This is a genomic window from Micromonospora sp. NPDC023956, from assembly GCF_040639195.1.
Classification (GTDB): domain Bacteria; phylum Actinomycetota; class Actinomycetes; order Mycobacteriales; family Micromonosporaceae; genus Micromonospora.
On the sequence record NZ_JBEZZN010000019.1, the window covers coordinates 40,269 to 55,301 of the forward strand.

Sequence of the window (15,033 nt, forward strand, 5' to 3'; positions counted from 1 at the left end):
GGTCCGCGATCTGCTGCATGACCTGCACGGGCGGGTGGGTGGGTCGTCGACCGGGAAGACCCCGGAAAGTGGCCAGCGGTGTCTACGGACCGGGCGGGCCACAGCGTTTGATAGAGCGTGACGTTCGAGGAGTATGCGTTTGCCCGTAGTCAGGCGCTGATGCGGCTCGCCCGTTTGCTCAGCGGTGACGAGCATCGGGCCGAGGACCTCGTTCAGGACGTTCTCGCCAGGGCGCATGCCCGCTGGAGACGCATCTCCCGGATGGAACAACCCGACCTGTACGTCCGGCGGATGCTCGTGAACGCGAACCACTCCTGGCGGAGGCGGCTGAGCAGTCATGAGACGTCCGTCGCCGCCGTGGCAGAGGGTCCGGCGCTGAACGACGAAGCGGCCGAGGTGGCTGAGCGTGATGCGTTGTGGCGTCTCGTCTGCACCCTGCCGCCGCGGCAACGAGCGGTGATCGTCCTGCGCTACTACGAAGACCTGGACGACACGACGATTGCCGAGATCCTGAACTGTACGACCGGGACGGTACGCACACACGCGAAGCGGGCTCTCGCTGCGCTACGCGAGCGGCAGGACCGACCCGCCGCCACACCCTTGGGAGCGTTCTGATGTCCGTCGACCTCGATGAGCGGCTAGCCGCGATGCTCAAGGCCCGTGCCGGAGCCGACATCGACCCGGCGCCGATCGTGGCTTACGCGCGCAGCCGCGGGCGGCGCCTCCGGCGATGGCGCCGGGGGCTGACAGCGGTGGGCACGGCAGCGGCCGGTGCGGTGCTGGCCGGGATGGCCCTGGTGCTGCCGACCGGTCCGGGGCCGGACCAGACGCCGCGTCCGGCATCGGCGCTCCTGCTGCCGGCGTCGCCGAACCAGCCCGGGGCTGCCGAACGGCCTGCGCTTGTCGGCAGGGATCCGACCGTCGTGCATTTCACGGCCGAGAGTCTGGTACCCGGTGCCGAGAACGCTACCTGGAGTGCGGGCCGTGGCACCGAGAGCGTCGAGTTCCGGGGGGCAGAGATCCAGCTACGGTTCGTACTGGCGCGGGCCGCGGCCACGCTGGACGGCGTCCGGCAGACCCTGTCGTCGTCGGGCCGGCCGGAGCCGCCGACCGACGTGCGTGTCAACGGTCGCCCGGGAACTGCCTGGGTCGATCCGGCGCCCTCCGGTGGGCGGGGCCTCTGGTTCGTGCGTTGGCAACCGGTCGACGGTCTCTGGGCTCGGCTCGACATCTACGCGGCGAGCCGTGACGAGGCGACCGGTGCGGCAGGCCGCATCCGGTTCGACAAGGCCCAGCGCTGTGCGGTGCCCTTCCGCCTGCAGTCGCTGCCCGCTGGCGCACGAGTGCTGGAGTGTTCGGTCAGTCTCAGCCGCGACGGGTCCGGCGCTTTTGCCGAAGGCTCGCTCGTCGCAGGTGACGAGTCCGGTCGCTGGCTCACCGTCCGGGCGCAGCGCGGGCCGACCGGTACCGGGGCGGGGACCGGCGATCTCGTCGCCGGGCCCTACCGGGTACGCCGGCAGGGCAGCACGGTGTTGCAGATGTCGGTCGGCCCATGCCGGGTCGAGGTGTTCCTCAAGGGCTGGGGAGACGGCAATACGGAGGCGGACGGCCTGATGGTGCTGGGCGGGTACGAGCCGGCCGGTGACATCGACGACGTCGACACCTGGGGAAGCCCATGAGCGAATCGCTGCCGTGCGGTTCATGCCAGCGGAGACAGGCGGTGCGTGCCGGGAACAGCCGTCAAGGTCGACCGGTGTCGGGGGCTGCACCGGTCGAATCGTGAAATCGCTCTCGACCTGCTTCGGTTCGGCGTTCCTGCGCCGCAGCCGCAGCAAATCCGTCAGCTCTAAGGTGGTGGGTCGGTCGTCATCGGCCATTCCAGGAAAGCCCCAACGCATTGACGAAGGAGGATCACTGCTAAAGCATGTCATCCATGACACTTGACTTGTGGAGCCTTCGGGTGCGCCGTACGCTGGCGTGCGTGCTGACCGGCGCCGCCCTGCTCGCGGTGGGGGCGACGCCAGCGGCGGCGACCACCAGCCGCGTCTCCGCCGCGACGGCGACCCTGGCCGGCCACCCGGTGTGGGCGCACTTCAGCAATCCGACGACCGGCCGCGACTACACCATTCTCACCGAACTGGAGCGGCTGATCAACGCTGCTCCCGCCGGGTCCACCATCCGGGGCGCGATGCACTCCATCAGCGTGGACTCCGTCGCCGACGCCCTGCTGCGCGCCCAGAACCGGGGCGTCACCGTAATGGTGGTCGTCGACGGCAAGAACGAAAGCTCGACGGACCCGGCCGTCGCGACGATCAAGCAACTGCGCCATTACCAGTTCTGCCAGAACAGTAGCGGCGGCCGAGGCTGCATCAGCACCAGCGCCGACGGCGACATGCACACCAAGCTGTTCACCTTCACCCGTACCACCGACCCGAACGGCGTCGCCCACGACAACGTCGTCTGGTTCGGGTCCAGCAACCTCACCTACGCCACCGGCCCGGACGCGTTCAACAACACGATCACCGTCTACGGCGATGCGACGCTCGCCAGCGGACTCACCACCAACTTCTCCGACATGTGGAACCGCCGGCACTACAGCGGCAACGACTACTACGACTCCGCCTCGGGCCGGGGCTACTACCAGGCCGCCGCGGCTGACGTGTACGCCTCACCGGAAGGAACCGGGCAGACCGACACCATCGTCACCCGCCTCAACGACCTGACTCCCGACGCCGACTGCCGGCTGCGGGTGGGCATGGCCGCGGTGACCACCGGACGGCCGCAACTGGTCAGCCTCGTCACCCGGTTCCGCGCCGCCGGGTGCAAGGTCTGGATGGTGATCGGTACGAACGCCGACGGCAGCATCGCGATGAGTCGATCCGTGTACGACACCCTGCTCGACGCCGGTGTCTCCCTCCGCAGCCGGGACAAGGTCCACGACAAGTTCTTCCTGGCCCACGGCAGGTACGGCAGTGCCTACCAGTACCGCGTCTACACCGGCTCGCAGAACTGGACGCAGGACGCGCTCAACGAGAACGATGAGATCTTCGTCAAGATGGCGCCGGAGAGCGGTGCCACCCGCCCGCTCTACGACGCCTACTACACGCACTTCAACAACGCCTACAACTCCGGGGTGACCTGCACGAAGGCCAACTTCCCGTGCCGATCCTGAACGGCGCGGCAGCGCGGTGGGGCGGTGACCACCGCTGGAAGCCACCAGTACGCCCCCCGCGCGACCTTCCAGTTCCCGTAACCGATCCCGGCTCCGCCCGGCTGGCATGACCGACGGTCGGAATCCGTCCTACGTACGCTGACCGCCGCGGGCTTCGGCCGCAACGTCGCCGCCGGCGGCGTGTTGGGTCTGCTCGTCGTCCACGCGGACCGGGCTCCCGGTCTGAGCCCGCAGGACCAGCGCCCGGGGTTGGCCGCAGAAACCTACCGGAGGCGGTGCCGGCAGTGGTCGGGCCGACGAACCTGCCGCTGTGGGCTGTGGGCTGTGGCTTTGGCTGCGGCTGCCCTGCCACGTCAGGGCTGCGGGAGAACGCACACCCGATCGGGACTCTCGGGTGCGAGTCCAGCATTCCACCGTAGCCGGGAGGTTGCCAGGAGTTGCGCAGCTCCGTCGGTGCCCGCCTCGGCCTCCACTCGGAGCTCCGCGATGTTTCCCTGTCTGGCTAGTGCCTCTAGGTAATAGCTGGTGGCAAGGTGGTCGCCTTGGTCGACGAACTCCCGCATCTCGGTGACCCGGTCCCGTGCCGCCAGCAGCCCCAGCAACGAGAAACGGTACAAGCCGCCGCTTCCCACCTGGGCGCGACGGAGTAGCTCGTCCAGGTCTTCACGGGCGGCGAGCTCTGCGGCTACGTGTCGCTCCGCCGGGTACGAACCCTCATCGGCGAGCGCCACTAGCTCGTTGAAGCGGCCTTCGCGCTGGAGCAACTCGGCGAGGTGGAAGCCGCGGTTGTCGTCCTCCTCCTCCTGGGCGAACCGGACGGTGAGCACTTCGATCGCGTCCTCGACGCGGCCGGCACGTTCGAACGAATCCGCTAGGGCGGTGTAGGCCGCAAGATCGCCTGCCGCTCCGAGCGACCGTAGCTCGTCGTCGCGGCCGGCCTTGATCAGCAGATCGTGGAGGAGGCGCAGGGCATTCGACTCGTCGTCCTGGGCGGCGAGCGGACCGATCACCTCGATCGCCTCGTCGACCCGGTCGGCCTTCGCCAGGAGTTGAGCCAGTTCGCACGCCCGATCGGGATGACCGCGCAGCACCTCGATCGCCTGCTCGAGCGAGCCGGCGCGCTCGTACATCTGCGCCAGCCGGACAGCCTCCGCGCGTCCGCCCGCGTCCGCCCGCATGCGGACCTCCTCGACCCGGCCCTGTTCGATCATCAGCTCGGCCCAGTCGTACGGGGCCGTGCGACAGCCGGCGTCGGCGCGGACCCGCAGCGCATCGGCGTCGCCCTGCTCGAACAGCGCCTCGACCAACCTGTGCGACAGCTTGAATTCGAGCAGCGCGTCGTCGCGGTAGCGATCGGCGAGATCAGCCAGATCGCCCGAGGCGGCGTTGTCGAGGAGCCAGTCGGCGAGTTGCCAGGCCGACCAGCGGTCACCGGCGCGGGCGCGGGCCTTCAGCTCCTCGATTCGGCCGTTCTCCAGGAGCAGCCGTGCGAAGGTCTCCGCTGCGGCGAGCGGACTGGAGTCGGCAAGTACCCGGATGGCGTTCAAGCCCTCGTCGAGCCGGCCGGCCTCCAGCCGGATCCGCCCCGTCTCCCAGGCCAGGTAACCGAGATGCGGGTACCGCTGGAACAGCGCCCACAGCTCGTCGTCGGCGCCCTGTTCGCTCAAGTGGTCGGCGAGCTGGTGAACCGCGTCGACGTGCTCGACGGCGCGTGCGCGCAGCACCTCGATGGCGTCGTCCCGGCGCCCGACGCCGGTCATCGTCTCGACGTAGTCCCGGGCGTACCGCCAGGAGCCCTCGGCCGGCGGAGCCAGGAGGGCAGCCGCCTCGTCGAACCGGCCGGCCGCGCGCAGCGCGCTGGCCAGCCACCGCGTGCCGAGGTCGGGGTTCGCCGCCGCCAGCATCCCGGTAACAGTGATTTCCTCGTCAACGCGTCCCTGCTCGCGGAGCAGGCCGGCGAGTCCCATGATGCCCGCTTCGTCGCCGTCGGCGGTCAGCCGCCGATAGAACCGCTCGGCGCGGTCGGGCTGCATCCGTTCGGCACTTGCCTTGGCGAGTCGGCGCAGGTCGGGGCGGTCGTGCAAGTGTTCGAGCAGAGCCTCCCAGCATGCGTCGGGCACGGGTGCGGTGCGTCGGGTAAGTCGCGCGTGCTTCAGCAGGTAGTCGGCGACCACGTAACCGGCGACCACGCCCAGCCTCCGGCCGGCAGCAGGAATCGGGGTCAGGGCCGTGGCCGCGCCCTGTACGGGGGTCAACGCGTACGCCAGCGCAGTGTCGAGCCAGTCGGCCGGTGCGAGCGCCTGCTGTGCCGGCGTCAGGTAGCCGATCACGGCGGCAGCGAAGAACGTGTAGCTCAACGCCGACCACGCGCCCACCCGCCGGGCATCGACGGCTGCGGTTATCACTGCCTTGGCATAGGGGTCGGGGGCCTGGAGCCACCGACGGACGAGCGCGGGTCCGGCTGCCAGTACCTGTATCGGGCCGACGTCCGTGATCGAAAGGGCGGCACGCAGCCGGCGGTCGGAATCGGCGAGGGCCGTGGCGGTCTGCCGCTCTCCGTCGGTGAGCGTTTCGGCCACGTCTATCACGGTGGCGAGCTTCAGAACCTGATGAACGTCCGTATCGGACGACGCGTGGACTGACCGTTGGAGGTAGAACTCCGGCCAGATGGTGCCGATCACGATGGCTCCAGAGGCGTGTAACGCTCGCATCGAGCCATCGGTGATACTCGGTTCACCCAGGTACCGCTGTAGCTCGTCGAGCCACACGACCGTCCGGGCGGGCGGCGACTGTGCCAGTTTCTGCACGGCGTCGGTGTCCAGCGGGTGCACTAGCCGCCAGTCCGGTACGCACGCCCGGATCGCCTCGTACGCCGACCGGGTCTTGCCGACCGACGACGAGCCGACGAGCAGCAGGAAGGAACCGGCGGTGACGGCCGCCCGCAGCCGGTCGTCAAAGACCCGCCGTACATACGTGGGCAGGTCATCGAGGACGACGCCGTTCATGCCGGCCGTGATGGCGGCGTGGACGCCGAGACGCCGCGGATCGGCGTCGCGGACCCGCATCGCGCCGGAGGGTGCTGTGGGATCGGCGGTCGTCACGCGCTGCCAAGCCTCCAGCCACGGCCCGCTCTGATCCCGCTGGACACCGCACACGAGAAGGAAGGCCAGCAACGTCTCGCGCCGAGGGATGGTCTTGGCGGCAAGAACGTCGCTGACGGTACTGCGCGCGAGCTGCGCAACTCCACTGTTGTCGCGGGAGGCCCTCACCATGGCCTCGTAGGAATGGCCACAGGCCTGCCGCAGCGCGTTCAGGGCATCGGCCAGCTCCTTGCGGGTGTGTACGGCAGCGGGATCGAACGCCCCTGCCACCGCCGACATTCTCCGCACCGAGCCCCCTACCCGTCGCCGCGCTTCTCCGGCGACTCGGTGCCAAGGGTAGAACCCATCGCACCCGGCATGGCACGCCGATGGTGTCCGGCCTCGTCCGGGAACCTCCGACACCGTCGCCGGAGACCCGTGCCGAGTCGTGTCATGGAAACCGCCATCAGGAGGCACGTGCAGTAGGGGGAACTCATGCAGCAGGACTGGCAGTCGATCATCGCCATGGTCGGCGGGGTCGCTCAGTTGGCGAGCGCGGCCTGCGCGGTCGTTTCTCGGATCGCCACCTGGCGAAAGCCGTCCCGGGTCGGACCGCCGCACCCCGAGGTGTCGTCGCGTTCTCGGGCCAGCGGACGCGTCGAGCCGTGACGGGGCTGTGGTCATACCGCTCGGCCGGCAGTCGTCTCTCGCATGGGCCGGAGAAGGTCCGTGGAGCGACGCCTCGGGACCGAGAACCGCCCGGGGCTCTTGTGTGAAATCTAGATCCTTGTCTGTTATGAGGGCTAAAGTCCTTTTAGGGACCGGAGGGGAAGCTGAGCGGGGAGTGATGTCGTTTCTGCGGTGGGTGCGGCCGAGGGCTCTGGTGCTGGTGATCGCCCTGTCCGCTGGCGGACTGGTGATCCTGTCCGGTCCGGCGGCGGCGATCGGGTCGACCCTGTTCGATCAGCCTTTCCACGACAGCACGCCGAGTGGTGTCGGAGCGGTGTCGGTGCCGGGTACTCCCACCGGCGCCGCCAGTAACGCCGCCTGCCTGAGCGCGGCGGGCAACACCACGACCGGCCCCCTGTTGAGTTGCACCACCTCGGTCGATCCGCCAGGGGCGGGCAAGTTGCGGCTGACCAACACCACGGCCAGCCGGCAGGGTGGGGTGTTCGGCGCGGTGAGCGTGCCGACGGCGCAGGGCCTGCACGTCACCTTCAACACCTACCAGTACGGCGGGGGCAGCCCGGGGGCCGACGGCCTGGCGTTCGCCCTGGCCGCGGTCGACCCGGCCAACCCGCTTTCCCCGTCGGTCATCGGCCAACCCGGTGGCTCGCTGGGTTACTCGGCCGCGTTCAACGGTGCCTCGGTCGGCCTCTCCAACGGATACCTGGGGATCGGCCTGGACGTCTACGGCAACTTCAGCAACAGCCTCTACCAGGGCACCGGCTGCACGAACCCGCCGTACATCTCGACCAACAACACGCGGGTGCCCGGCCAGGTCGTGATCCGCGGTCCCGGCCGCAACGGGGTCGGCTACTGCGCGATCAACAGCACCGCCACCACCACCTCGTCACCGGCCATCCCGCTGCGGGCCAGCACCCGCGCGGCCTCCGTGGTGCCGGTCGAGGTGGTCGCCAACACCACCGCCTCGTCGTACACCTCCACCACCGGGCTCACTGTCCCGGCCGGCCAGTACGCGGTCCGGTTCACTCCGGTGGGCGGGGCGGCGCGGACCCTGACGGGGGCGCTCCCGGTCGTCTCGCCGAGCCTGTACCCGTCGCCGACCTGGCTGAACGCCAGCGGCTTCCCGCGCCAACTCGCCTTCGGCTGGGTGGGCTCGACCGGTTCGGTCACCGACTTCCACGAGGTCGACAACGCCCGAGCGATAACCTTCAACCAGGTGCCGGACCTCAACGTGGGCCAGACCAGTTCGGTCAGCGCCACTCCGCAGCCCGGTGATCCGGTCACCTACACCGTCACCGCCGGGGTGGATGCCGGCATCACCGAGACGGCGCCGATCTCGGTCACCCAGACCGTGCCGGCCGGCGTCGTACCACGCGGCGCCTTCGGCTCCGGCTGGGTCTGCGGCGCGCCGGTCGGCCGGACCATAACCTGCACCAACAGCAACGGCCCCTTCCCCGGCGGCAGTTCCCTGCCACCGGTCACCGTCGTCGCGACCGTGACCGGCACCGGGGTGACGCCGACGCTGATCCAGACAGCCACGGTGGCCACCTCGTCGTCCACCGACGCGAACCCCGGCTTCTCGTCGTCCAGCAGCCCAGTCGCCCCGCTGCCCGCGCCCAGCGACGTCACGGTCACTCCGGCGCTGAGCTCGATCGCCGGTGGCATCGCGGTCACCGTCGGCGGTGGCAACCTCACCGGCGCGACCGCGATCACCATCGGTACGGCCGCCGAGCAGGCGGCCGGCACCGCGGTGCTGCTACTGCCGTGCGTGTCGGGGCCGGCGACCGGTTGCTTCACGGTCAACACCGACGGCACCCTCGCCATCTCGTCGATGCCCGCCCGGTCGACCCCGGCGACGGTGGACGTCACGGTCGTCACCCGGGGCGCTGCCGGCTCGGCGAGCTACGTGTACGCCTCGACACCGGGCACGCCGGCCGCTCCGACCGCGGTCGCGGGGATCACCAGCGCCACCGTCTCCTGGGTCGCGCCGACGAGCAACGGAAGCCCGATCACCGGGTACGTGGTCACCCCGATCCGGGACGGGGTGACCCAACCCGCGCTCTCCTTCGACGCCTCCACGACCAGCCGGACGCTGACCGGACTGACCGTCGGCGCGTCGTACACCTTCCGGGTGGCGGCGGTGAACGCGTTCGGCACCGGCGTGGCGAGCCCGGCCTCCGCGGCGGTGATCCCCTACACGGTGCCGGCCGCACCGACGATCACCTCGGCCAGTGCCGGCACGACCTCCGCCAGGCTGACCTGGACGATCCCGTCCAACGGCGGCTCGGCGATCACCGGCTACCGGGTGACCACCTACCTCGGGGGCGTCGCGCAGGGGAGCCGGACCTTCCCCGCCACGCCCACCACGGCGACGATCACCGGGCTGACCGGCGGCACCACCTACACGTTCCGGGTCGCGGCGATCAACGCCGCCGGGGCGGGACCCGAGTCGGCGCCCTCCAGCCCGGTGACGGTCAACGACCCGCCGACCCTGACCTTCCCGCCTCCGCCGGCCGGCAAGGTCGGTGTCCCCTACCACCAGCAACTGACCGTGAACGGGGGCACCGCGCCGTTCACCTGGTCGGTCAGCGCCGGCACGCTGCCCGCGGGCCTGACCCTCGACCCGGTCACCGGGCTGCTCTCCGGCACCCCGACCACGGCGGGCACCTTCCCGTTCACCGTCCAGGTCACCGACTCGTCCGCCGGGCAGGCCAGCCAACCGGTCACCTTGGTGATCGACCCGCTCGGTGGCCTGACGATCAGCGTGCCGCCGGTCGCCTCGCTCGGCACGGTGGACTCGGGTACGCCGGCCGTGTCGGGACAACTCGGCGTGGTGACGGTGACCGACGACCGCGGACCGTCTTCCGGGAACTGGGTCGCCATCGTCTCCATCACGAACTTCACCACGGGCTCCGGGTCCGCGGGCGAGACCATCCCGAACAGCGCCGTCACCTACGCCTCCGGCCCGCCCCTGCGGACGACCGGGACCGGCACGTTCATTCCGCAGCCGGGTGCGACGCTGGACATGCCACGCACCGCGGCCGGGTGGTCCGGTGAGCCCAGCGCGAACCTGGCGTCCTGGAATCCGACCCTGCTGCTCACCCTCCCGCCGACCCTGGTCGTCGGCGAGTACACGGCCACCGTGACGCACTCGGTCATCTGAGGTCGATCCCCCGGCGGCGCCGGCCGAGCACGGCGAGCGCGGCACCGGCGAGGATCAGTGGAGCGGCCGGGGCAACCAGCGGACCAGGTCCCCGAGCGCTTCCGGCGACCGGCAGCACCGGCAGCGGACCGGTCGACGCGGACGGGCCGGGTATCGGGCTGCCGGTCGGCGGTGCCGGCACGACCTCGAACGTGATACCGGTCGACCCCGGCGGCGGCGTGGCGTAGCAGCCCGCCACGACCGGTTGGTACGCGATGACGCGCTCCCTCCCAGACGGGAAACCGGTGCAACGGGGACCAGGAAGTAGGTCCGACACCTGGATCAGGTACGTGACTGTGCCCGGCCGCTCTCGGGAAGCGGCCGGGCACCGGGCAGGATCCGGATCTGCCGGGACCGGCGTCAGATCAGCCGGCTACCCCTGCCGAACCGCGCCCGCTGCCTCCGGGCGAGGTACCAGACGACGAGCGCGAGGAGCACCAGCAGCGCCACCCCGGCGCCGAGCGAGTAGACCAGCCACCCCGGCGAATCAGACTCCATCGTCATGTTCGCCACGATCGGCAGGGTTATCCGACCCTTGGCGGTCCGTTCCACGGTTCCGCTGGCCAGGGCGAGATTCACGTCCCAGACCCCGGCCGGGAGGCTCTGGTTCACCTCGACGCGGACCTGACCGCTCTGGCCCGGCAGGATGGTCACGCCGTTGGTGACCTTGAACGGCCCGGCCAGGACCGCTTCCTTGGCCAGGGTGAGGCTTCCCGTCATGTCCAGCGCCCGCTCGCCGGTGTTGGTGACCTGCGCGGTGACCACCGGGAACTCGCCGGTGCCAGGCTCCGCCGCGACGCCCTCGATCCGGAAGTCCGTCGGCGGCTCACCGCCCGGACCGACGTCGAGGTACAGCCGGACGCCGACCCGGTGGACCTGGATGACGTTCCCGCCTTGCTTGGTCGGGCTGGTGACCTGCGCCCAGATCGCGCCGTACCGCTCGCCCCTGGAGGCGGGTGCCGGGACAGCGATCTCGATCCCGACGGGCTTCCGGTCGCCCGGGGCCAGTTCGAGGGTCGCGGTCTCCAGGCTCACCCAACCACTGAGCTCATTGCCCGTACGACCGTCGGGAACGGTGAACGCGTTCCCCTCGATCGACGCGGCCCCGGCGTACAGCTCGATCTTCTGCGGGTCCGCCGTGGTGTTGCGGACCTCGAGACGCCGGTGGATCGTCGTGCCCGGATTCACGTGGTCCACGATGTAGACCCGGGCCCGGGGATCGTCGACCCGCTTGGCGGGGATGTCCAGCAGGCGGATGTCGATCCCGGTGGGGTCCTCCTCGGTCGTGGGCCGCTGCTCCCGAACGGCAACGGCTGGTGCTGCCGGCGCCCCGAGCGCCACGAGGGCGACCGAGACCAGCAGCACCAGCCGGCCGAGCGGGCTAGAACACCGAATGGGTCACCGTCCCGGTGTAGACACCCTCGACCGTGCCGTCCGGAATGTTCACCAACAGGGTGGGGTTCCAGGTGGCGAAGTTGTTGCCGGACCCACCCGTGTGGCTGAACGCCGTACGGGGCACGTTGATGACCACCTGCTCAGCCGCGGTCGGCTGTCCCGGTGTGAAGACGCCGCCACCGGCGGTGGCCGTGGCGGGACCGGACCAGTACCGGACGTTGATGTTCGGGATCGTCTCCCCGGAACTGCCGCCACCGGTGGTGAAGTCGGTGGAGACGACGGTCGCGGTCCAGTTCGGGGTGAGCGAGCCCCGCTGGTCCAGCACGGTGACCGGTCCCAGTTGGCCGGAGACCGTGGAGCCCTCGACACCGTGCCCGAGGTTCGCCCTGGCGGGAACCGTGATCGAGAGCCCGCCGGCGGCGTCCACGGTGAGGGTCACGATGGTGTCCTCCGCGGCGGCCGGCGCCGCGAGCATGGCAGTAGCGGCGGCACCGGCCAACACGGCACCCAAGAGTTTTCTTCGCATTCAAGCCCCCTCATCACGAAAATCCTATTCGTCCCGATTTGGAGGCTAGCAAAGTCGATCAGACCGGGTACGACGATTAGCCGGGGCTCTTCGCAGAGCCCCGGCCGGTGTTCGCGAAGTGAGGACCGTTTGACCCGACGGAGGGGTGGACGGCTGACCCGACGTGCCGCACGGGCCAGCGCCACCCCCCCCGGGTCAGCGGGGCGGGCGGGTCTTCGGCAGGTCGAACTGGTCGGCCGCCCGGCAGTCGCTCGGGCCGCCGACCGCGTCGGGACCGGCCCGGTCGAGGGCCTGCCGGGCGCGGAGCCGGCCCAGGTTCCAGGCGTACCAGGGGTCCGGCTCGTCGAGATCCTCGGCGATCCAACTCAACGTGCAGCGGCGTACCGGGTCGGGCAGGCCGGCCAGGGCGGGGGTCGCGTCGGCCGACAGCGCCCGCAGGTACCAGGCGTCGATCTTGCCGGTCTCCCGGTACCGGTCGATGTTGCGGCCGGCGGCGTACCCCTCGGGGTTGAGCACCGCCAGGCCGAGCAGCATCGCCACGGCGAGCGCCACCGTTCCGCGCGGGATCCAGCCGCCCCGCAGTCGCAGTCCGGCGATGAGGATCATCAGGAACACGCTGCCGAGCAGCAGCTCGAACGCCATCACGAACAGGCGCTCGCCGGTGAAGCTGTAGACCTTCTGGTACGTGTACATCCGGGACAGTGCCGAGATCACGATCACGACGCTGAGGGCGCTCAGCACGCCGAGCAGGACACGCAGCACGATCCGCTCGGCCTTGCTCTCCCGTCGCGCCCAGCGACCCACGCCGCCGAGCAGCGCCAACGTCAGCAGGGTGACCATGACGAGCTGCCAGAAGCCGCTGCGGGCGTACTCGGCGTAGTTCAGGCCCGCCGTACGCAGTACGTGCCGCTCGCCGCCGAACAGCACGGTGAACTGCACCGCCACGAAACCGCCGAACAGCAGCGTGAGCGCGCTGATGGCCGGCGCCCACTCCACCATGCCGAGGCTGCGGCGGGTCGGCCGGTCCACCGCGGACAGGTCCGGTGGCGCGGAGAGGGTCCACACGGCGGCCACCACGCAGAGCGCGCCCACCGTGGCGAGGAAGATCCAGCGGAGCACCGTACCCATGTCGACCTCGGGCACGATCGCGCCGAGCAGCACCGAGAACGCGCTGTCGGCGGAGGCGAGCAGGGTGCCGAAGACGACCAGGGCGGCGATGGTGGCCGTGGCCGAGCCGACCACGCGACGGAGCAGCCCGGGGTCGGCAGCGGGCCGGAAGTGGGCGCGTACCCAGGGCAGCCCCCGGAACGCCGCCGTCGGCGCGGCCACCAGGCTGAACAGGATCGACCGGATGCGTCGGCCCCCGACCACGCCGAGCGCCGCGCAGCCCAGCGCGACCAGGACGCAGAACGTCACCAGCCACCAGGCGTTACGGAACGCCGGCACCGCCAGCAGCGCCAGCGCCGCCCCCGCCCAGCCGGCCCGAACCCAGCGTTCGGTGCGCGGCAGCTCCGCCACCGCGCGCCGGACCGCGAACACCACCGCTGCGGTCAGTGCCAACCAGCCGAGGAACCACCCGATTCCGGTACGGCTGAGCGGCACGAAGAACGCCAGCCCGAGTGCCCCGACGAGGACCGCGGCGGGTACCGCTCGGCCGCCGGCCGGCTTCGGTCCGGGCCAGTACCGCTGGAGGAACGACGGTCCGGGCGGCGTCGGCCGGTAGAAACCACCGGCCGTCCCCGGGTACGGCGGAGCGCCGGGCAGGCCGCCGACAGCGGGGTGTACCGAGGGGCCGACGGGCGGTGTGGTGCCGGCGGCGGGTGTCGCGGCGGGCCGGGGAGGGTCGCCGGGGCCGGACGCGACGGTCGCCGGGGTGCCCGTGGCCGGCTCGGCGCCGGCGGGCGCGACGACCGGTGCCGGCGGTGGGGCACTCTCGGCCGGCGTGGCGGCCCGACCGCTCGCTGCGGACTCCGGCAGCCCGCCGCCCGTGGTCGCCCCTGCGGCTGGCGAGGGCGCGGTGGGCACCGTCGTGGCAGCCGCGCCGGAACCGGCCACCGGCAGCAGGGGGATGAACACGGCGTACCCGCGGGTGCCGGGCGGAAGCTCGACCGGGATCGCCCACGCGGGCTGGCCCTCCGGCCACGCGATAACGCCGGGGGCTCCCTCGCCCGCCGGCATGGCCAGCAGGTACGGCGGCAGGACGCGGTTGCCGGAGTCCTCGGGGGACGGTCGGGGTGCCGGTGGCTGCGTCACGACACTCTCCTTGGTGGGGTGGGCACACTGTACGGCTGACCCGCCCCGCCGTCGGGGGCGCCCACCGCGTCGACGGCCCGAGCGTCGTCCGCCGGACCGCGGTCGGCCGGACCGACGGCGGGTACGACGCGCAGCATGCCCCCGGACGGCGACCTCGACGTGCCGGCGCTGGGCGACCAGTTGGTACTGACGATCACCAGCCGGGGCCGGAGTCACCGGTGGGACCACGTGCGGCTCCGCCACGGCCAACCCGCTCCTCGCCTCGTTTGAGCCGACCGGGGCTGTGGGTACGCTCCCACGAACTGATCATCCGACCGAGGGAGACTCCTCGTGATCATGGCCTTGCTGCTCGACCTCGCCAACATCGTCGGTGGCTTCCTGCTCGCCGTCGCGCTGCTGCGGCTCCTGCCGCGCGTCGGTGACGACCTGCGCGGCCTCGCCGCCCGGGTCGCCCCGTTCGCCTGGGTGGTCGGCCTCGTGGCGCTCGTGACCGGCGGCTACTACCTCATCGTCCATCTGGTGTCCGGGCCCCGGCTGTTTCACTTCGAGGTGGTGGGCATCGGCGTCGGTCTCGCCCTGCTGTGGGACCGGCTGACCGGCCGACCGGCACGTGCCGGCCAGTCGGACGGGGCGACCGGGATCCGCCTGCTGCTCGCGGTCTTCGGCGTCATCGCGATCGTCGTCGGCGTCCAGGGGCTCTTCACCCCCGATGGCTGAC

9 protein-coding genes are annotated in these 15,033 nt (G+C 71.1%); 5 read left to right on the plus strand and 4 right to left on the minus strand.

Annotated features, from left to right (window positions below):
* Positions 1–117: 117 nt before the first annotated feature.
* From AB0F58_RS26730 to AB0F58_RS26740, 3 genes are all read left to right on the plus strand, one after another.
* Complete coding sequence (locus AB0F58_RS26730; RefSeq protein ID WP_357148446.1) at positions 118–615, plus strand: SigE family RNA polymerase sigma factor; 498 nt, start codon at positions 118–120, stop codon at positions 613–615.
* Positions 615–1,679 (plus strand): hypothetical protein, encoded by a 1,065-nt coding sequence (locus AB0F58_RS26735; RefSeq protein WP_357148449.1) that lies wholly within the window; start codon positions 615–617, stop codon positions 1,677–1,679. Before AB0F58_RS26730 ends, AB0F58_RS26735 begins: the two co-directional genes overlap by 1 nt.
* Positions 1,680–1,933: 254 nt before the next feature.
* Positions 1,934–3,172, plus strand: a complete 1,239-nt coding sequence (locus tag AB0F58_RS26740; protein WP_357148451.1) for a phospholipase D-like domain-containing protein — start codon at positions 1,934–1,936, stop codon at positions 3,170–3,172.
* 353 nt (positions 3,173–3,525) lie between these two features.
* Here AB0F58_RS26740 and AB0F58_RS26745 read toward each other — a convergent pair whose 3' ends face one another.
* On the minus strand, positions 3,526–6,543 hold the full coding sequence (locus AB0F58_RS26745) for a hypothetical protein (protein WP_357148453.1): 3,018 nt from the start codon (positions 6,541–6,543) through the stop codon (positions 3,526–3,528).
* A gap of 556 nt (positions 6,544–7,099) precedes the next feature.
* Here AB0F58_RS26745 and AB0F58_RS26750 point away from each other — a divergent pair.
* Complete coding sequence (locus tag AB0F58_RS26750; protein ID WP_357148456.1) at positions 7,100–10,102, plus strand: fibronectin type III domain-containing protein; 3,003 nt, start codon at positions 7,100–7,102, stop codon at positions 10,100–10,102.
* Between the two features lie 399 nt (positions 10,103–10,501).
* Here the strand turns inward: AB0F58_RS26750 and AB0F58_RS26755 are convergent, their stop codons facing one another.
* The 3 genes from AB0F58_RS26755 to AB0F58_RS26765 form a co-directional block, all read right to left on the minus strand.
* Positions 10,502–11,506 (minus strand): hypothetical protein, encoded by a 1,005-nt coding sequence (locus AB0F58_RS26755; RefSeq protein ID WP_357148459.1) that lies wholly within the window; start codon positions 11,504–11,506, stop codon positions 10,502–10,504.
* A 16-nt stretch (positions 11,507–11,522) separates the two neighbouring features.
* Positions 11,523–12,011, minus strand: coding sequence for a hypothetical protein (locus AB0F58_RS26760; RefSeq protein ID WP_357148462.1), 489 nt, complete (start codon positions 12,009–12,011; stop codon positions 11,523–11,525).
* Positions 12,012–12,257: 246 nt separating this feature from the next.
* The gene (locus AB0F58_RS26765; protein ID WP_357148465.1) at positions 12,258–14,315 is read right to left on the minus strand and encodes a DUF4153 domain-containing protein; all 2,058 of its coding nucleotides are present in this window, start codon (positions 14,313–14,315) and stop codon (positions 12,258–12,260) included.
* Between the two features lie 336 nt (positions 14,316–14,651).
* On the opposite strand from AB0F58_RS26765, the gene AB0F58_RS26770 reads away from it, so the two are divergent.
* Positions 14,652–15,032, plus strand: coding sequence for a hypothetical protein (locus tag AB0F58_RS26770; RefSeq protein ID WP_357148633.1), 381 nt, complete (start codon positions 14,652–14,654; stop codon positions 15,030–15,032).
* The last annotated feature ends 1 nt before the right edge of the window (position 15,033 follow it).